This window comes from Caballeronia sp. 11_S32 (genome assembly GCF_056930355.1).
Genome location: NZ_JBXOWH010000005.1, coordinates 609,426 through 628,742, shown reverse-complemented (window position 1 = coordinate 628,742; position 19,317 = coordinate 609,426). Strand labels below are relative to the sequence as shown.

Sequence of the window (19,317 nt, the reverse complement as noted above, 5' to 3'; positions counted from 1 at the left end):
CGGCAAGTCTTCGCGTATGTCGTTATTTCCCGGCCAAGCCAATGGCAATGGTGCGGTCCGAAGAAGACATGCCGTCGAAAACGCCGGCCCCAGGGAGACGAACGCCTCCGCGTTCGTTCTCCTCCCATTTCAATCTTTCGCGGGTCGCCGTGCGAATCTGGTGAGACCCGTCCCGTCATTGGTCGAATGAAAGCATGAAAACTGATATGCCCACGCAATTTGCCGTATCCGCCACGGCGACCCCGACGCCGCACGATCAGATCGTAGCGAGCATTTCAAACCCCGTGTTCGGTCGGGTGTTCACCGATCACATGGCAACCATGCGCTGGACTACCGATCGTGGCTGGCACGATGCGAAGGTCGAGCCTCGCCGGCCGTTTCAGATCGATCCCGCCTGCGCCGTGTTGCACTATGCGCAGGAAATTTTCGAAGGCATGAAAGCGTATCGCGGCGAAGACGGCTCGATCTCGCTGTTTCGCCCCTTCGAGAATGCCAAGCGGTTCCGTGCCTCGGCAGCGCGTCTTGCCATGGCCGATCTCCCGGAAGCGCTTTTCGTCGATGCGGTGGAATCCCTCGTCAAGGTAGACCGGGACTGGGTGCCTGGTGGCGATGGCAGTCTCTATCTGCGTCCGTTCATGTTTGCCTCCGAGAGCTTCCTCGGCGTGCGCGCGTCACACGAGTACGTGTTCTGCGTCATCGCCTGCCCCGTAGGTCCGTACTTCAAGGCAGGCAAGACGTCGGTTACCGTCTGGGTGTCCGACCGATACACTCGCGCGGCGCCGGGTGGAACGGGGGCGGCCAAATGCGGCGGAAACTATGCTGCCAGCCTGATCGCGCAGACCGAGGCTGCGGCCAAAGGTTGTGACCAGGTGGTTTTTCTCGATGCCGCCGAGCACAAATGGATCGAAGAGATGGGAGGGATGAATCTCTTCTTCGTCATGGACGATGGCTCTCTGGCGACGCCGCCATTGTCCGGCACGATCCTGCCGGGCATCACCAGGGCTTCGATCATCGAGCTTGCCAGGCGTGAAGGCATCGTAGTCAAGGAAACGCCTTATGCGTTCGACGCATGGCGTGCAGACGCCGCGAGCGGCCGTGTCCGGGAGGTATTCGCGTGCGGGACCGCTGCTGTGGTCACCGCGGTCGGTGAGGTTCGCCACGCCGCTGGCGAATTTCAGATCGGCGACGGGGGAGAAGGGCCCCTGACACAACGCATCCGCACGCAGTTGACCGGAATCCAGCGCGGCAAGGTCGCCGATCCTCTTGAATGGGTTTATCGCATCGACTAAGGCTGATTGCGCCTGGATCGCGCTCGTCCTCTTCGAAGCGGGTGCGTGAGCGTCATGCGTCGCGCACTTTGCCCGGAGGGCGAGGCCCTGAAACCGCCAGAAATCGCACGAAAGGCACGATTACCTCAAGCTGAGATGCGAGAAGCTCATGGCGACCGGTGCCTTCGACGGGCAGGCCCATGTCGTGATCAATCGGGTCGAGATCGTTCGCCGTTCGAATGCCAACGCGACATGATGGAAGACCTGATGGACGCTGGCTACAAGCCGGTCGGCCAGGTTGCTTCGCGAACGGAACGACACGGGTAGGCAGATCCCGCTTCCCAAGGATGCCGCAAGGCGGGCTCACTTTCGCCCGTGCTGGCGACCAACCGTCCCCGGTATGGACGGCTGCTACGCGCCGAGCTTGTTGCGGCTAGCCGGCCGTGCTGCTGCGCGCGTCGATTCGGCGCAGGTCCGGTTCGAGCGCGTCCGACAACGCCGCGGCGCCGCCAGCATGGGTCAACTGCCACTTCGGAAAGACGCCCGATGAATCTACGCTCCACGATCGGCCCGCGTCGTCGGCGACGACCGCGCGGGTGCCGCGCCGTTTGGAGGCGGGCGGCCGGTGTCGGATGACAGGCGCTTCGCGCTCAAACGACAGGCTGCCTTGCTCATTGAAGACGGCGGCAAGCGGGCGCTCCGCCTGCCCTGACGCGCCGAGTGTCACGACCGCGGGCCCAGAGGGCGCGCGCAGCACCGAATCGGCGGGCTTGCGGCCGGCGAGGATCGCTACGAGCTGCGCAGACGGGCCGGCCGCACCGGCTTGCGGATCCGGCTTGCCGGACGTATCTACCGTGTCGGCGGGCAATGCGTCGTCGGACGCAGCGCCGATGCGCTTGCGCACGGGAGGCGCTGGAGAGTCGAGTGCGACCGGTGCGGCCATGCCATCGGCTTGCGCGACGAGCATCACGTGCCAGTCGTCGGGCGTATTGTTGTAGCGCGGGGCGAGTGAGACCAGGCGTAATTGCGACGCATCGAAGCCCGCTTCGCGCAGCAGCAGATACTTGGCGACCGCAAAGTCCTTGCAGACGCCGCTCTCGGCGAAGAAGCGCACGGGCGCATAGTAGCTGCCGTCGGTACCGTCGCGATAGCGGATTTCATTGATCAAGGCGTTGGCCAACATCAGCGCGGTGTAATCTCCCGCCTTCGCGCGCGCGTCGCGTACCTGTGTCACGAGCCGGTTCCAGCCTACGGGCTTGAGCCGCCGATGCGCGCGCATCGCGTCGCGAAGACGCTGCACGCGCGACGCGCCTTCGGCTTCGCTTTCGAACAACTTGGCAGCGAACATCAGGTCGCCGACTTGCGCAAGCTGTGGCCGCAGCTTGCGGTTCGCTTCCCACCATGTCGCGCTGCGCAGCCGCTCGATGCCGGTGTCGAACGCGTCCTGCGCCGCTTCGGAGGCGTCTTCCCGGCCGGGTTCGGGTTGCGCGGCAGCCAGAGTCACCCCTGCCGCGGGCGGTGTGTACTCGACGGCTGCCATGACAGGACCATCGATCGCGCCGCCTCGAATGGTCAGCGAAGGCGGTTCGCCGCGCGAGACGCAGACGCCGCTGATCACCGCGATCGCAACGATGCTGCACAGTAATCGATGATGCAATCGCCCGGACATACGATCCCCACAGATCGAGCGAGTACGGAACGTGCCGACCCGCTTCAAGGTTGCCGGGCTGCTCGAAATGCACAGCGCCGGGGTCGCGCCGAATACTGCACATGACGTGCCAATCGCTAACATGGAGGAGGGGGAAGACCGGCGGGCGGACGGTGCACGGCAAGCACGCCGGTTGCGCAGCGTTGTGATGTGGTCGTCAGGGTGCCGGTTGGTGGCTCAAGGCCAACAGGTTGCGGTCCAGTGTCGTTCGAAACGCGACATCTGTTTGACGGGGTTGAGAAGCGATTGGGAGGAGGGCGTTGGTGCTGGACTGATCAAGCGGCTCCACGGGTCTGATGCCGCGCAGGCGTAGCTCGTCGGCCCAGACGGTCGTGCAAGGTCAGATGCGTGCGCTCCACACGGCCCTTGGCCCGGCTGGAGTTGGCGCAGACCGTGTCGATGTTCAACTCGTACATCGGCCGGCCAAACTGCGTCGTGCTGTGGCCGGTCTTGCCCGCGGTGACGTTGCGAAATACCGTGAACTTGTCGCTGTACAGCGCAACTGGCTTGCCATGCGCTTCGAGATACTGGCGCATGGCCTCGAAGTAGCTGAACGTCGATTCGGTCTGCGTGAAGTGCAAGGTCATCAGCCGGCCCGTCGCATCGTCGATGAACACCAGCAGCGTGCAGGCGGGTGCGCGATCTTCGAACCACCGATGCTCGCTACCGTCGATCTGGATCAGTCGCCCAGACACGAACGGCGGTTCCTCGGCTGGTGCAGTCTGGGCCCAGCCAGTTCACCGACAGCGCTACTGTTGCGAAAGATCGAGTCGATGTCCACGGCGGCCGAACCAGCGTGGTGCCTGTGATTCCGGTCATAGTTCAGAATCACATCGACGGCGACTGCCCGGAAAGCGCACAGGCGGCGGACCAACTCCATGATCGCCTCGATCAACTGCAGCGCGGATGCGCATGCTTCCGCGCTGTTTGGACGTCTTGCGAGCAATTCAAGGTCGGCGATCCGGCGGCCGCCGGTCACGATGTAGGATCCGTCGACCTCCGCGACCTCTCCGAGTGTCCGTTCGCGCCGTGAACGACTGCCGACCACACTGCATCCTCGGTGCCTTCAAATCTGCTCAGTTCCAGTGTCCGATCGTCCAGCATCGCACGATCCCCCTGCGGTCGCGAGCGCTTCTTTTCTCCGTTCCAAATCCTATTCCTCGCGACGGCTGGCTAGTTCCGACTCCACGGTGAGCTTGGTCAGGCACATCCCCGGCGCGCCGACGACGCACCCCGACACGAGGTCGAAGCGCAAGCCGTGCGCCGGGCATTGCAGGACATGGCCGTCGAGGCGCCCGTTGGCGAGAGACGCGCCGTTGTGCGGACACGAATTGTCGATTGCGTGAATGACGCCTTCAACGTTGAATAGCACCACGCTCCGCCCATCGACGAACTTGAGCATGCGCCCACCCGGGTCTGGAACGTCGCCGGCGGTGATCCGTATAGATGTCATCGCATGGGTCTCCCGGGTGAGGATCGACGGGCGCATGAGGTCCGGCTCAATGCCACGAGTTCAGGCCGTCAAGGGGGGTATGCGCATCCATCCAGTCATAGGGTGCGTGCGTTCTTCCCCACGCCCAGCTTCGCGTTGCCGCTAACGAGGATTCCTTCGGTTGCCCGCATGTCATGGACTCCGGCTTGGATTCGACAGTAGCGGTGGCTTCCAGTGAGAAGGCGGTTTCCAAGTGCTGAGACATTCCTGATGCTCCTTTAATGATGTATTCCGAACAAAATCCAACAACAGCCGGCTGGCTCGCCGCACGACCGCGCAGGAAGTCGATGTGCTTGAGATCGCGCGCATAACGCAACCTGCCGATCGCGAACAAGAGCATCGCCGCAACGTTCACGAAACGAATCGGTTGCAGAGCGCCCAGCAGATCGATCCGGTCGGCGATCGCGCCGGTGACAAGCGGGCCGGGCGCGAGACCCAGCGTCGCGAATGCGGACGCAGGGATCGTGATTTGCATCGTAGCGGAGAGAGGCTCCGTGCAACCCTCTCGCGGCGGGAGGGGTAGGGTACGGCGCGCGTTCTCCGATGGCTGAACGCATGAGGAGACTTGTCGAGATCGGGTCTCAATTCAGGTCGGCAAGCTGTTCCCAGGCGACCGGCATTGAGATCGTTGCGGGAGCGCGGCCCTGAGTTCTGATCGCCTTCACGAAGAACGCCTTTGCTGCAGCCACATCGCGTTTGGCGCTGAGGCGGAAATCGATCGTCTTTCCCGCTCGGTCAACTGCGCGGTAAAGATAGGTCCATTTGCCACGGATCTTCACATAGGTCTCGTCGACTCGCCGCGACTGACCGGATGCCGCGGCGAACCGATTCCAGCGCCTGACGAACTCCGGCGTGTAGCGCTTCACCCAGCCTTGTAGCGCAAGTACCAACGCACGCAAAGGATGATGACTTCGCGGTCGAAATGACGCCCATTGAACAACACGTCGATGTCTTTGAGCATGCTCATCGGCTCGTGCCTGTCAAAAGCTCGAGCGTAACAGACCCGTCGTATCGGAATTGCACCGCAGCCGTCTTATGCGCTGCACGGTTGAAGCCGCGATCACTATAGTGATTCATTGGGCATGGCAAGAACCTCGCAACCGGTGTGCCGATGAGGCACCCGTCTCGGTATCGGCAGGCAATACGCTGTCTCGGTCTTGAGCTTCTAGGAGTTGTCGTCGGTATAACTCTCTCGAGGAGGATAAACGCCGGCGAGACGGGCGATTAGAATCGCCACGAACAAGTTGCCGGTGATCTGTTCCACCATGCACATGCCGCGTGCCGGGCGCGTCAGTGGCGTGATGTCGCCGAAGCCTGTGCTCGTGAGAACCGTTAGGCTAAAGTAAAGTGCGTCGGCATAAACGAGCCGACCCGGCTGCCCAACGATCATGTACGACTGCGGATAGAAGTACCCGATGCTCGCGTAGATGTATGCCCAGAGGTCGCCGATCAACAGATACGCCGCCGCGGCGCCAAACAGCTTGTCCGGCGTCATGATTCTAGGTTGAAAGACATAGCGAAGAAGATATCCAACAGTGAGCGAATACAGTACAGCGCTGAACATCCAGGACACAGCAAGGCTCGTATCGTCGTCGCGCCATAGGCCGAGGTACTGGAACCACATAGCCGGAATGGCAAGTAACAGCGTGACCACGAACGACACGGTTGTGCGGCCGACTGCTGCCACTGTCGTAATCACGAGAAACATATTTATGACGTTTAGGACGAGGCGACCGCTATCGCTCGCCGGCACAAACGACACTGCACCGATGAGCGTGAGCAGCACGACAAACAACCAGAAACAGCGCTGGTAGAAGATGCGAGACAGCGCTTCTCGCGTCGTACGGATGGCCATGACGATCTGTCGCCCGTTCACGTATCGCCCACGTTCGACGGCGGATTTCAAGGTACAACAGTCGTGCTGACCGCTACATCGACGCAGAGGCAGGCAAGCCACGGCTTTGATCCTGCATCGGAAATCGCCTGTCGAAAGTTCGTGATTCCCGGGGTAAGGGTCATCCGTTGGTATGCCGTCAATCCTCAATGGATGCGCGAATCTCGTGGACGCCGGAAGGCGTCAGTTTCCGGCGCATCTTTTCCTTAACACTCGGTGAGAATCAGCGGGGCTTGTAGGAGAACTTCTGGCCGCCAACGCTGGCCTCGTACATCAGCCCGCCCTTGGCCACTGTAAATACAGCCATGCCTTTTCGATATTCGCCGGACGTTTTGGCATCTTTCTTGCCGCCACTCACATTAGCAGACGTGCCTGTTGTGCCGGTTTGAGCGCCAGCTGCAGCTGTGATCGCGATCGCATTGGCATCTGCGCCAAATTCAAAGTTGCCGTTGGTGAACTCTTTGAGGGCTCGGTCATCCTGGAACAAGATGAGTTCACTGTACACCTGGCCGCCTAGTTGCAAGCCCACAGTGACTTGGGTCATCGACGTATCGCCAATGTATTTTCCTTTTTCATAGACGCGGCCCTTGCCATGGGCACCGCCTATACCGACTCCTCCCTTGCCGATCTTCGGAAACACAGCATAGCCATAGGCACTATGCAGAAGACTGCCGCTTTCCCCTGCATTCTTGAACAGATTAAGCGTGGTCGTATATTCGTCGGCCCGAGCATGAGAAATAGGCAGGATTAGCAGGACGGTGAGCGCCAATATCAGACGTTTGAGCATGATATGTCTCCATGGATTAAACGGAATCAAGCACTGCGTAACGTACGCGCACCCAAAGGAACGCATTAAACGCGTAGAACCCGTTCACACAAGCATTCTGAATATCGGGGATTCCGACTGTAATGTACGATAGGCGAATATTCGATACAGATCAACCGGCCCGAAAATGGATCATCGTGCTTCTGCTCGATGCGATGCCGCGTAGCCGTCCAGAGTGATCGTTGCGGGAGCGCGGCCCTGAGTTCTGATCGCCTTCACGAAGAACGCCTTTGCTGCAGCCACATCGCGTTTGGCGCTGAGGCGGAAATCGATCGTCTTTCCCGCTCGGTCAACTGCGCGGTAAAGATAGGTCCATTTGCCACGGATCTTCACATAGTCTCGTCGACTCGTCGCGACTGACCGGATGCCGCGGCGAACCGATTCCAGCGCCTGACGAACTTCGGCGTGTAGCGCTTCACCCAGCCTTGTAGCGCAAGTACCAACGCACGCAAAGGATGATGACTTCGCGGTCGAAATGACGCCCATTGAACAACACGTCGATGTCTTTGAGCATGCTCATCGGCTTGCGCCTGTCAAAAGCTCGAGCGTAACAGACCCGTCATATCGGAATTGCACCACAGCCCGCTGGACGACCCAGTTGCCAGCTTGCCACCGGTTGAAAACCCGACATCTGTAAATAGCCAGAACACGACATTAGGATATAGCCGCTACAGTACAAAACGGTGATAATTAACATTATGTAAAACAAAGACATTAGCCGCTATTCGAATTTCCGCGCGCTCCTTCGTAACCACCAGAAACGCGAGGCACAGCCGCGGCCCACCACGGGCACAACGCTGATCCATACCCTGGTCGCAACGAGCCTGTCGCTCGGGCTACGCGTAGCATGGCGATGCTGGTCGTGACGAGTCCGGTGCTGTCCATTCGCGAGGCAGGTAAATCAGCAGATCGTAGCGCTGACGCAGGCGTTCGGAACCGCGCCGCAGCGAACGACCGATGCATGGTCGAAACGGGCCGCGGACGATCTCGCGCGTGTCGTCTTCGTCTCGATCAGGGCGTCGCCTGGGCTCAGACCATAACACCTAGGAAAATCATTTCTTCGGCGCGGGCGAGTTCGTCGTCCAGATGTCGCGATACAGCTTCCATTGCCCGTTCGCGCGCTTCCAGATCACGATGTAATCGCCCGCGTCATAGACCTTGCCGCCTTCGCCCGGAACGGACCATTTGCCCATTTCGTATGCGGAGTCGCCGTGCGCCTCGACTTCGAGCGAAGTCAGCTTCAGCGATTTGAGGCCCGAGTCGATCGCTGCCTGCCAGTAACGCGTGATCGCCGCGCGTCCGCTGACGACGTGGTCGTTGGCCGGCAGAAGCTTCGCGTTCTCGGTGTACGCGGCCGCGACGCCGGGCGCATCCCCGCGGGAGACCGCCTGCTCGAAACGCTTGTTGACCGCTTCGATTGCCGCGCGCGCGCTGCTCTGCGCGAATGCCGCGGTGGAAAATATCCCGAGCAGCGAGCACATTGCGACGCTGAAGAAAGCTCGTTCGAAGATCCGCTGCATAGGGCCTCCTTCTCGTCAGATTGGCCGTGACGCGTAACTCTGCTGATCACGTGCAAGGGTATCGTAATGCGCGGTGCGTGAGCAATCGACCCTCGCAATGTCCGCCGGCGCGGGGACATCTACCGCGCGCGGCTGTTCAACCGCGACTGGCTGCGGAAAAAGGGGCTAGACCCGGCATGACGGGCTAAGCGAAGCCGAATTCAATGAACGCGCCGCGAGTAGTCCTTCCGTTCGTGGTGCGCGCATCTCGTCATCGGCCTCGCCTTCGTTTCCGAACAACGTGTGCAGCCGCAACTCGCGAGCGGGGAACTGCTGCGGGTGCTGTCCGGCTGGTGTCCATCGTTTTCCGGCTTTCAACTGTACTATGCGGGTCGCCGCCAACCGACTCCCACATTCGTCGTCGTTGCGCGAGCGCTGCGTCAGGGAGCGTACGCTTTCCGCTTCACATATGAGAAACGCGCTCTTCGGCGAGCGCCTTCACTATCCGTCACGCGCGGACGCCCCGTTCGCCTCCCTCCTGCCGGATCGGTCGCACTCACCCCGAACCACGGCGACACTCGAGCAAGCTTCTTTATTCCCCCTTCCCGCTCAAATAAATTGCCGCTCCCGCGCGGAACAAAGCGTCACCCCCCGCTGTTTTGCTTTCGACGGTCGCAGCACATCGCGGCGACCTCGAACGGCGCGATTCGTCCCGCGAACCGGCCACGCAGGAGGAATCATGCACCGTGCAATCTATGTCCTCGACCAGAGCTTCTTCAGCTTCGGCTGCTTCTATCGCGTGGACCTGCGCAGCCGCAGCGGCCGCCTGATTGAAACGCACTACGTGAAACTCAGCGATATCGCGTGGTGCTAGGACGCGCGCGGCGCAGCCATCGATCACATCAGGCCCGAGGAGACCCATCCCATGACCTACGCTTATGCCCGCTTGCCGGACGTCGTGCCCTACGATGAATGGCTGAGAGGAACCTCCGCGCTGCTTCAGGTGCGCAGCTCGGCGCTCAAGAACCTGGATGAGCAGATCCAGCTATACCACCGCGATCGCACCGTCCATCAATTCCATCTTCTCGTGAGCGCGTTCGAGTTCTGGCAAGAGTCCGCCGGCACCGGAGATGACTGGAAGAAAGTCTCGCGCAACGGCCTCGACTACTTCACGCTGCTCGATCAGCAGCTGCGCGGCAAGGGTGACACCGACGCCGCGGCCGGCGCGCAGGACTTCATGACGCCCGCGCTCATCGACTCGCGGCTCGGCGTGCTGTACCTCTTCGGCAACCTGGACATCGAGGACGACACGTTCCAGGTGCTGCTCGAAGGCGCGTTCGACATCACCAGCGCCGGTCTCGGCCTCGCGCCCGATGGCAACGACGCGGCATCGATCGCCAGCGACGTGATCGACAACAGTCTCGTGCAGAAGTCTGCGTCGCTCGCGCTGGAACAGGTGCAGCAAAAGATCAGCAGGCCCAAGAACCCTACGCTCATGAGCTCCGGACAGCTCATGACGTCCGACATCACGCTGCCTGCATTGAGCAGCGCCGCGCGGCGTCTCTATGAAACCATTCGCGACAAGGTCGGCGAAGGCGCGAAAAAGCTCTGGGACATGATCCGCGAAAAGGTTGCGGATATCCGCAACGATCCTGCGGGCTTCGCGCTCGACACGATGCCCGGCCTCTTGCGCAAGCTCGTCGACTTCCTGTGCAGCAAGCTGCTCGCGACCCTTGCGCCGCTCATCGGCGCGGGCCTGGACCTCGCCAAGGGCATCGCCAATACCGTCGATAGCAGCATCACCAAGTATCGCGAGTGGGTGCAGGGCCGCGCCGTCCAGCTCCTCACCGGGCACCCCGGCACCATCGTGGAGGCGATCCGCCGCGCGATGAAGCTCTCCATCGGCGCAGGCGTCTACGACATGGTCAAGGGCGGGGCGAGCCTCGGCCTGCAGCTCGCGAGCCAGGGCGCATCCACCATCGTGGATGCCGTCGTCTCCATCATGGAAACGCTCGCGAAGGTCATCTGGAAGATCGTCGAGATCAAGCGCATCAAGCGCTTCTGCCAGCAGGCGAAAGAGTACTGGCACGCGCGTATGCAGCGCGACGCGCTGCATACGCGGCCGATCGCCTTCAACAGCTGGTTCAAGCGTTACGCCGTGCCGATACCCGCGCTATCGGTGCTCGCGCTCAATTCGGGCATCTGCGGCGACAAGATGCATTTTCTCTCGATGTTCAAGGACAGCGAGACCATCGTCACGCAGACCGAATTCACGGCGGGCTGCAAGTACATCGATGACCTCAAGGTCTGGGGAGCGGGCTATCTCGGCGATGCGGGCTTCGCGTTCAAATCCGACGATGCGACGATCAAGGGGCTACTCGCGCTCGCTGTCAGCCACACGGAAGTGCAGACCTGGGATCTGAAGCTGCGCAAGGCCATTCTCGGCTTCCTCAACGGTTAGCGGCTTCGCTCGCGACACATCCGGCGCCTTCGCATTTGCGAAGGCGCTTTTTTTCCCGCGCGATTTCTTCCATCGGCCCTGCGAAAAATTTCTTTGGAATAGAAGCCGTCGCCCGGCTGTTTTCGTCGCAATCCCTTCACGTTCCGAGGCACCGACCGCGATGAACGCCAGAACCACGCTCCAAGCTCTGCGCATCGGCTTCGCCATTGCCTTTCTGTGCGCGCTTCAGGGCGCGAGCGCGGGCCAGTTCATCCTGGTACCGGAAGGCACCGTCACGCTGATTCGCGCGACGACGGTGTTCGAGGTCGACGCGCCCGTCGCGCTGGAGCAAGGCGATCTGCTTGCCACCGCGGCGCAAGGCAGCGCGCAACTCGAAGCAGACGGCACGACCGTGGCGCTCGGCGCGGATACACGCATTGGCATCGATGCCGCACCGGGCGGCGATTCGCTCGCGCTGCTCTCGGGCTGGATCAAGATCGCGCGCAAGCAGTCAGTTGCCACGGATTCCTTATCTATCGATACCGCCACGCTCGACATCGCCATGCGCCATGGCGCGGCCGTGCTGCACGCGAGCCGCGACGCGACCTCGCTCTTCATCGAGACGGGCGCAATGACGCTCGCCCTGCCCGGTCATGCCGACGTCCGTCAGGCGCTCGACGGCGACCATTACGCCGTGCGTGAGGCAGCCAAACCGCTCGATGTGGGCACGCGCCCGGCACCCTCGTTCATCGCCGGGATGCCGGTGCCGTTCCGCGATCCGCTCGTCTCGCTCTCCTCGCCCGCGAAGGCGAAGCGCATCGTTGCGTCGCAAGGCCGCCCCGCGACCTTTGCCGATCTCGCCGACTGGCTGGCCGCGCCGCTCGGCATTCGCCGCGGCTTCGTCGCGCGCTTTCGCCCGCTGGCGCAAGGCGAACCGTTCCGCTCCCAGGTGCGGCAAAACCTGCGCGATCTTCCCGAATGGCGGCGCGTGCTGTGCCCGCCTCCCGCCATGCCGCGCCGGCGCCCGGTCTTGCCCGTGCAGGCTCAATCAACCGAGGTGGAGTCATGAGACTGTCGCTCGCCGTCAAGTTCAATCTGGTGTTTCTCGCGGTTTTCGTCGTCGGTTTCGTGTCGGCCGGATTCGCCGCGCGCGAATTGCTGCGCCGCGCGGCCATCGAAGAAACAGTGCAGAATGCGCGCGTTCTGATGGAAGCCGCGAGCGCCGCGCAGAACTACACGGCGACGCAAGTCACGCCGCTCTTGCAGACGCAGCTCAAGTACAGTTTCGTGCCGCAGTCGGTGCCGGCGTTTTCGGCGGTCGAAACGCTGATGACGCTGGAAAAGCGCCTCGCCGGATACGCCTATCGCTCGACGATGCTGAATCCGACCAATCCTCGCGACCGGCCCTCCGACTGGGAGGCGGACGTGATCCGGCACCTGCACGACAAACCCGAACTCAAGGAAATCGTCGGCCTGCGCGATACGCCGTCGGGTCAGAGCCTCTATATCGCGCGCCCGAACCGCATCACCGACGCCGCCTGCATGGAATGCCACAGCGTGCCGTCGCGCGCGCCGAAGACGCTCATCGACAAGTACGGCCCCGACAACGGCTTCAACTGGGCGATGCACGATGTCATCGGCGCCGATTTCGTGTCGGTGCCGATGGCGCTGCCGGTCGCACGCAGTAACGCGGTGCTGCGCACCTTCCTCGCATCGCTGCTCGGGGTGTTCGTGCTGCTGCTGGTCGCGCTGAACGTGATGGTGCATCTGCTCGTCACGCGGCGCATCCGTGCGCTCTCGCTCGCCGCCGATCAGGCGAGTCTCGGTCAGCTCGACGGCGCGGACTTCAGCGAACGCGGCCGCGACGAGATCGCCTCGCTCGCCGCTTCGTTCGCCCGGATGAAGACGAGCCTCGTCGAAGCCTTCAAGATGATCGAGGCATGAGGTGAACGCCGCCGCGACGGACCCGCCACGCACGCCGGGCATTACGCACCTCGGCAAGTACCGCGTCGAGTCGATGCTGGGCGCGGGCGCGATGGGCATCGTCTATCGCGCATTCGATCCGCACATCGAGCGCCATGTCGCGCTGAAGACCGTGCGCCACGAGTTGTTCGAAAGCGGCGAGCGGGAAAGCCTGAAGGCGCGTCTGCGCAACGAGGCGCAGGCAGCCGGGCGGCTCGCGCATCCGAATATCGTCGGCGTGTACGACTACGGCGAGACGGCGGACACCGCCTATATCGCGATGGAGCTCGTGAGCGGCCAGGGACTGAAGCAATGGCTCGACGCAGGCCGTCCGCTCGAAATCGCCACCGCGCTCGACTGGTTCGCACAACTGCTCGCCGCGCTCGGCTTCGCGCATGAGCACGGCGTCGTGCATCGCGACATCAAGCCCGCGAATCTGCTCGTGAATGCGCAAGGACGGCTGAAGGTGGCGGACTTCGGCGTCGCGCATGTCGAATCGTCCACGCTGACGCTGGCGGGCGCGATGATCGGCACGCCGAGCTACATGTCGCCGGAGCAGTTCACCGGCGAGTCCGTCGACGGGCGCTCCGACCTTTTTTCCGCCGCGATCGTGCTCTATCAGATGCTCACCGGGTGCCGGCCGTTCGCGGGCGCATCGCAGGCCGAGGTCATGCGGCAAGTCATGCGCGAGACACCGCGCATGCCGTCCGGCTGCAACCCGGCGCTGCCGCCCGCGCTCGACGAAGTGCTGATGCGTGCGCTGTCCCGCCGCCCCGATGCGCGTTTCCAGACGGCAAAGGCGCTGCGGCAGGCACTCGACGATGCGATGCGCGGCACTCGGACCGCCGCGGCCCTTCCAGCCGACGACGATTGCACCGTCCTCGAAGCGCAGGCGGTGACGCCCGCCGCCCCGGTCGCTTCGGGAACGGGCTCGTGGCGCGGCGACTCGCTGCCCTCGCTGACAATGTGGCCGGCCGCCATGCTCGCGCCGGTCGAGGCTCGGCTTGCCGAGCAGATCGGGCCGGTGGCGCGTCTGCTCGTGCGTCGGGCGGCGGCGCGCATCGTCGATGCGCCGGACCTGCCCGCGCTCGTGGCGCTGCTCGCGCCGCATGTTCCTTCCGACAAAGGCCGTGCGCAGTTCATCGCCGCCTTCGCGGATGGCTCCGAAGCGGGCGCGTCGCGGGGACCCTCCCCGTCTTCATCGCTTGGCGTGGAAGAAGTGCAGGCCGCCGCGCTCAGGCTCGCCGTTTATCTCGGCCCGATTGCGACCATCGTCGCGAAACGCGAGGCGTCGCGCGCGGCCAGTCTGCGCGCGCTGCACGAGCGGCTCGCGGCCGCCATTTCCAACGAAGCCGACCGCGCGCGTTTCGAGCGCGACGTCGGGCTTTAGCGACCCCATCAGACGGAGCACGACCGATGCAACCCGACACGCTCACCCGCTGCGCACCGATCCGCCTCGCCACCTGCTCGGCGTTCGGCCTGACCGACGCCGGACGCACGCGCCGCGAAAATCAGGACCGCTTTCTGATCGATTCGACATCGAACCTCGTCGCGGTCGCGGACGGCATGGGCGGTCACGCATTCGGCGCGCGCGCCAGCGCGACCGCGCTCGACTGCATCGCCGCGCGGCTCGCCACTGACGCGATGCCGTGCGGTCACGCCGACACCACGATCACCGGCGATCCCGACGCCACCGTCCACGATGCTTCGGCATGCGCGATGCGCGCCGCCGCCGACGCGCTCGATCACGCCAACGCGACCCTCCACGCGATGAACCTGAGCGAACGCCTCGCGCATCGGTCGATGGGCACCACGTTGACGGGAATCTGGCAGCCCGCCGGATCGGCGCGGCTGATCTCGTTTCATGTCGGCGACAGCCGGCTCTACCGCTATCGCGACGGAGCGCTGACACAACTGTCGCGCGACCAGACGCTTTATCAGCAGGCGCTGGAGCGCGGCGCCATCGAGCACCTGCCGCCGCGCAACGTGCTGCTGCAGGCGCTGGGGCCGCTCCCGTCGATTGCACCCGTCGTGCAGGCGCATGCGTGGCTGCCCGGCGACCGCTATCTCTTGTGCAGCGACGGGCTGCACGGGGAGGTTGCGCATCGCGAGATCGAGGCGGTGCTCGCGGCGATGACGCCGCACGGCATCGGCGATGCATGCAGTCGTCTGGTGGCGCTCGCGCTCGATGCGGGCGGCAAGGACAACATCACGGCGGTCATTGCATGTTTCGACGGCGTTTAGCCCGCGCGTCCTTCGGCACTGTCGAATAGCCCCGCGACGAACGCGGCATCGGGCAATCCCGCGCTCACGCGCGCCGATGTCGCGTGCCACCAGTCGCTCATTCCCCGCGCACCGGCTTGCAATGGCGTCGAAACGCCGCTCGCATCATCCGCATGCGAGAGCGCCAGCAATCCGGCATCGAAATCCGCAAGACACGCGCCCTTGCCGAGCGTCGCGAGCGCGAGCGCGCTGCAATGCGCGAACCACGCGTGAGCATGCGGACGCCACATCGGCCATGCGCGCGGCTCGACGGGCGCGGCAATCGTGAGCGGAAAGTGACGTCCCGCGCTGTCGACGCTCGGCATCAGCACGCCCGCCCATCCGCTCTCCCCCAGCACGCCGCCGCCGAGCGCGAAGCACCACAGCGGCGCGGTCAGATAGGCATCGAGCCATGCACGACCGCGCGCCGCGCGGCCCGCGAGCAGGGCCGCCTGCAACATCGCATCCCAGGGCTCGACGAAGCACGCGGGCAGGCGCCGCGTCACGAAGTCGCCGTTGCCGCGCACCTTGCCGAAGCATCCGGCGACGCCCGGCGACGTCATTACAGATGCTCCGGACAGCGAAACTGTTCGAGCGGCGCGCGCCGGAAAGGATTGACGACGCTCGTCGCATCCAGCTCGAGCACGGCACGGCGTCCGGCGGAATCGAGGGTCAGCCTGTAGCGGTCCGGCTGCGCGGTCGCTTCGAGCCTGCCGGCATCGAGCAGATGGAAGAGCGCCCACGGACCGCTCGCATCGAGCGCCGCGGCCTGTGCTGTCCGTGAGGGTGCGGGCGGATCGAATTGCGCGCTCGTGCGGCCCGTGTTCTTGCCGCTCGGCCATTGCAGCAGCATCGACTGGAGACCGTCTGGCTTCAGCGCGAGCTGCTGCCCGTCGATGTCGAGATTCACCTGCGTCACGGCGGGATCCAAGGCAAGCGCCTTCGCGCGAAAACGGACCGACATATCGCGGCTGCCGTCGTGGAAAAACGCGTCGCGAATCTGCGCCGCGCGCTGGAACTGCGCGAGCGCGTCGCGCGGCATGCCCGCCGGCGGCGTGCCGGCGCGCCATTGCCACACGGGTCCGCTCGTATCGACCAGCGCGGCGAGGTTCTTCTGAAAGAAGTCGTCGATGAGACCACCCGGCGCGAACAGCTTGCCGAAGTCGTCGGCGGCGACATCGCGGGTCGAGCCGCGCACGAACGGATAGCGGCCATCGAGCGCGCGGCGGCACAACGGCCCGGCGCTCGCGTTCCACTGCGCGTCGAGGCGTGCGCGCTCGCCGCCTTCCACGAGCGCCGCGCCCGCCGCGGCGAGCGAGGCCGCGACGGGCGTGAGCGGCGCCGGGGCCGTCTGGCTCGCGAGCCTCAGCTTGCCGAGCGCATCGCCCGCGGGCGCGGGCTGGCCCGTTCTGCGCGCGGCGTCGGCGGCGTCGAGATAGACGGCGGCGTCCTTGAGCGGCGCGAGCGCGCGATCCAGCGCGGACGCGTCGCCCGGCTTGCCCGCGAGCTCGTGCAACTGCTGAAAATGCTCGTCGACGCGCGCCGCAGCAATCGTCGTCTCGCGCGCCGCCGCGACGATGAACTTCCTGAGCGGCGAATCGGGCGCGGACAGCGCGTTCGCGATACGCGCACCATCGGCGAGAGCCGTGACGGGCACGGCGGTCACATCGTCGAGCAGGCCGTCCCACGCATGGATATAGGCATCGAAGTAGCGCGCGTCGAGCGCGGCGCACAATGCGGCGACGCCATCGGGCGTGAGCGCGGCATCGTCGCGGCCGAGCACCCAGGCGTCCTTCGCGACATCGGCGAGCGCCGCATCGCGCAGCCGCATGTATTGCACATAGCCGGCGCGGGTGTACGCACCCGCCACGCCGGTCGTGAGCGGCGCGCCGCTCGCGCGCCTGAGCAAGAGCGGCGCGTTCGGTCCGGCCGCCGCGCTCACGTCGAATGCGCTCAGATTCGCCTGCGCGAGCTCGCCGTCCACCCGGTTGCCGATGCGCTGCGACAGCGGCAATTCGGCGAGACGCGCGCGCGCCGCCTTGATGAGCGCGTCGTCGAGCGGCAGCGACGGATCGAAGCGCGCCTTGTCGAACAGCGCGGCGAGGTGCGCGTCGAGCGCGCTTCCTTGGGCCGCGCTCGCGTCGCCGGCGAGCGCCGGGACCAGATGCGCGCGCAGCGCGGCGGGGTCGAAATGGCGCGCGTCGCCGAGCATCAGATAGGCGCGCAAGGCTTCGTAGCGCGACGCCTCCGGTATCGAAGCCGTGCCCTCGCGCAATTCCTGCGTGAGCCTGCCGAGCGCGAGCGGCAGCAAGGTCTGATCGAGCAGGCGCCGATACGTCACGCGCGCTTCCTGGCCGAGCTTGTCGCCCTGATAGAGCCACAGGCGGGTGAGCCACGGCACGGGCTTGCCGGCGTCCGCATAGCCGCCGGGCAGCGCGCGCGCCGCGTCGAGCAAGGGCAGCACCGCGAGCGGGTCCGCAGCCGCGTTCGCCGCGCGCGCCAGTTGCGCGACGTGCTGCGTCTGCCGCTCGAAATCGGCGACATAGGCACGATTGCGCTGGTAGCTCACGGCCATGCCGGCGAGCGCGAGCGCAAGCATCACGCCGACCAGCGCGAGCGCGCCGCGCCGCAGCCACGCGCTGCTCCGCTCGAAGCGCGTGTTCGCGCCGACCAGCCCGGATTCCGCGATCACCACGTCCTTGAGCAGGCGATTGATGAAGTAGGCGCGCCCCGACGCGTCGCGGCTGTACTCGGCATCGCGCCGCAAGCCGAGCGATTGCGCGATGGCGCTGATCGCGCGGTCGATCGGCCGGCCGTGCTGCGTGCCGCTCGTGAAGTACACGCCGCGCAACAGCGGCGACGCCTCGAAGCGCGTGCCGCGAAAGGCTCCGTCGAGAAAACGCCCGAGCGCCGGCTGCAGCCCTGCGAACTGCTGCGCGAAGCCGTACACGCGCGCGCGCCGCTGCACGTCGGTTTCACGCTGCATGCGATGCAGCACGCGCGCCTGCAGCCGCGCGCCGAGCGCATCGAATTCGGCCGGGAACGCGGCGAGCGCCGCGCCCGCGCCCGGCGACTCGTCGAGTGTGAAGGTGATGCCCCAGACCTGATTGCGCTCCGCTTCGCCGAGGTCGTCGAAGAACTCGGTGAAGCCCGCCAGCAGATCGCATTTCGTCACGACCACATAAACCGGAAAGCGCACGCCGAGCCGCTCGCTCAGCTCCGTGAGACGGCTGCGGATCGTGCGGATATGCGCGTCGCGCGCGGCATCGTCCTCGCGCACGAGATCCGCCGCCGAGACCGTCACGATGAGACCGTTCAACGGCTGACGCGGCCGGTACTTGCGCAGCAGTTGCAGAAAGCCCGCCCACGCGGATTCGTCGGCCTGGGCGTCGCTGTCCTGCGTCGTGTAGCGGCCCGCCGTATCGACGAGCACGGCGTCGTCGGTGAACCACCAGTCGCAGTGGCGCGTGCCGCCGACGCCGCCGATCGCCTCATCGCCGAGCTTCTCGCGCAGCGGAAAGCGCAGGCCCGAATGCGCCAGGGCCGTGCTCTTGCCGGTGCCCGGCGCGCCGATGAACATGTACCACGGCAACTGATACACCCATTGGCGGCCGTTGACGCCTTTCATGCGCGCCTGCCGCAGGATCGCGAGCGCCTGCTCGAAGCGCTCGCGCAGCACGGCGAGTTCCGCGCCGCCCGCTGTCGACGCCTGCCCTTGCCCCGCCACGCCGCTCATGAAGCGCAGATTGACGAGCCGCGCGGCGGCGAGGCGCACGCCCCACGCCAGCGCCCACGCGGCGACGAGCGCCGCCATCGCGATCCAGCGGCTGCGCGGCGATTCGAGCGGCGCGCGGCCATTGAACCCGAGCAGCGGCCCTTCGAACCACACGACGACGAGCAGCGCGAGCACGCCCGCGAGCGTGAGCCATTGCGGCGTCTTGAGCATTCCTGCAAATTTTTTCATCG

15 protein-coding genes and 3 pseudogenes are annotated in these 19,317 nt (G+C 64.8%); 7 read left to right on the top strand and 11 right to left on the bottom strand.

Translation table 11 applies throughout. The features are described from left to right. Positions 1-194 precede the first annotated feature (194 nt). Positions 195-1,289, top strand: a complete 1,095-nt coding sequence (locus AC1Z32_RS37460; protein WP_483483905.1) for a branched-chain amino acid aminotransferase — start codon at positions 195-197, stop codon at positions 1,287-1,289. 412 nt (positions 1,290-1,701) lie between these two features. Here the strand turns inward: AC1Z32_RS37460 and AC1Z32_RS37455 are convergent, their stop codons facing one another. The 9 genes and pseudogenes from AC1Z32_RS37455 to AC1Z32_RS37415 all read right to left on the bottom strand — a co-directional run bounded on the left by AC1Z32_RS37455 (position 1,702) and on the right by AC1Z32_RS37415 (position 8,708). Beyond that, a complete protein-coding gene (locus AC1Z32_RS37455; RefSeq protein WP_483483904.1) occupies positions 1,702-2,937 on the bottom strand; it encodes a transglutaminase domain-containing protein in 1,236 nt (411 codons plus the stop codon). A 322-nt stretch (positions 2,938-3,259) separates the two neighbouring features. Continuing rightward, a pseudogene (locus AC1Z32_RS37450) lies at positions 3,260-3,700 on the bottom strand (transposase family protein); the annotation flags it as partial. A 429-nt stretch (positions 3,701-4,129) separates the two neighbouring features. Then, positions 4,130-4,465: a Rieske (2Fe-2S) protein gene (locus tag AC1Z32_RS37445; RefSeq protein WP_483483903.1), complete on the bottom strand. Its 336-nt coding sequence runs from the start codon at positions 4,463-4,465 to the stop codon at positions 4,130-4,132. 10 nt (positions 4,466-4,475) lie between these two features. Beyond that, positions 4,476-4,943, bottom strand: a complete 468-nt coding sequence (locus tag AC1Z32_RS37440; RefSeq protein ID WP_483483902.1) for a hypothetical protein — start codon at positions 4,941-4,943, stop codon at positions 4,476-4,478. 166 nt (positions 4,944-5,109) lie between these two features. Next, positions 5,110-5,435, bottom strand: a pseudogene (locus AC1Z32_RS37435) (DDE-type integrase/transposase/recombinase); the annotation flags it as partial. Positions 5,436-5,633: 198 nt separating this feature from the next. Then, positions 5,634-6,323, bottom strand: coding sequence for a potassium channel family protein (locus AC1Z32_RS37430; RefSeq protein ID WP_483483901.1), 690 nt, complete (start codon positions 6,321-6,323; stop codon positions 5,634-5,636). A gap of 262 nt (positions 6,324-6,585) precedes the next feature. Next, the gene (locus AC1Z32_RS37425; protein ID WP_483483900.1) at positions 6,586-7,149 is read right to left on the bottom strand and encodes a YSC84-related protein; all 564 of its coding nucleotides are present in this window, start codon (positions 7,147-7,149) and stop codon (positions 6,586-6,588) included. Positions 7,150-7,332: 183 nt separating this feature from the next. Next, positions 7,333-7,708: pseudogene (locus tag AC1Z32_RS37420) on the bottom strand (DDE-type integrase/transposase/recombinase); the annotation flags it as partial. A gap of 532 nt (positions 7,709-8,240) precedes the next feature. Then, positions 8,241-8,708, bottom strand: coding sequence for a YybH family protein (locus AC1Z32_RS37415; RefSeq protein WP_483483899.1), 468 nt, complete (start codon positions 8,706-8,708; stop codon positions 8,241-8,243). Positions 8,709-9,426: 718 nt separating this feature from the next. On the opposite strand from AC1Z32_RS37415, the gene AC1Z32_RS37410 reads away from it, so the two are divergent. From AC1Z32_RS37410 to AC1Z32_RS37385, 6 genes are all read left to right on the top strand, one after another. Next, complete coding sequence (locus AC1Z32_RS37410; RefSeq protein ID WP_269768960.1) at positions 9,427-9,561, top strand: hypothetical protein; 135 nt, start codon at positions 9,427-9,429, stop codon at positions 9,559-9,561. Between the two features lie 51 nt (positions 9,562-9,612). Next, on the top strand, positions 9,613-11,148 hold the full coding sequence (locus tag AC1Z32_RS37405; RefSeq protein ID WP_483483898.1) for a phage tail family protein: 1,536 nt from the start codon (positions 9,613-9,615) through the stop codon (positions 11,146-11,148). A 160-nt stretch (positions 11,149-11,308) separates the two neighbouring features. Beyond that, the gene (locus tag AC1Z32_RS37400; protein ID WP_483483897.1) at positions 11,309-12,196 is read left to right on the top strand and encodes a FecR domain-containing protein; all 888 of its coding nucleotides are present in this window, start codon (positions 11,309-11,311) and stop codon (positions 12,194-12,196) included. Beyond that, positions 12,193-13,071, top strand: a complete 879-nt coding sequence (locus AC1Z32_RS37395) for a c-type heme family protein (protein WP_483483896.1) — start codon at positions 12,193-12,195, stop codon at positions 13,069-13,071. Before AC1Z32_RS37400 ends, AC1Z32_RS37395 begins: the two co-directional genes overlap by 4 nt. A 1-nt stretch (position 13,072) precedes the next feature. Next, positions 13,073-14,479, top strand: a complete 1,407-nt coding sequence (locus AC1Z32_RS37390) for a serine/threonine-protein kinase (protein ID WP_483483895.1) — start codon at positions 13,073-13,075, stop codon at positions 14,477-14,479. Positions 14,480-14,505: 26 nt separating this feature from the next. Continuing rightward, positions 14,506-15,333, top strand: a complete 828-nt coding sequence (locus AC1Z32_RS37385) for a PP2C family protein-serine/threonine phosphatase (protein ID WP_483483894.1) — start codon at positions 14,506-14,508, stop codon at positions 15,331-15,333. Here AC1Z32_RS37385 and tagF read toward each other — a convergent pair. Beyond that, positions 15,330-15,914, bottom strand: a complete 585-nt coding sequence (gene tagF, locus AC1Z32_RS37380) for a type VI secretion system-associated protein TagF (RefSeq protein ID WP_483483893.1) — start codon at positions 15,912-15,914, stop codon at positions 15,330-15,332. The two genes, AC1Z32_RS37385 and tagF, sit on opposite strands and share 4 nt — an antisense overlap. Next, positions 15,914-19,315, bottom strand: a complete 3,402-nt coding sequence (tssM, locus tag AC1Z32_RS37375) for a type VI secretion system membrane subunit TssM (RefSeq protein ID WP_483483892.1) — start codon at positions 19,313-19,315, stop codon at positions 15,914-15,916. The genes tagF and tssM overlap by 1 nt, the downstream gene beginning before the upstream one ends. Between the last annotated feature and the right edge of the window lie 2 nt (positions 19,316-19,317).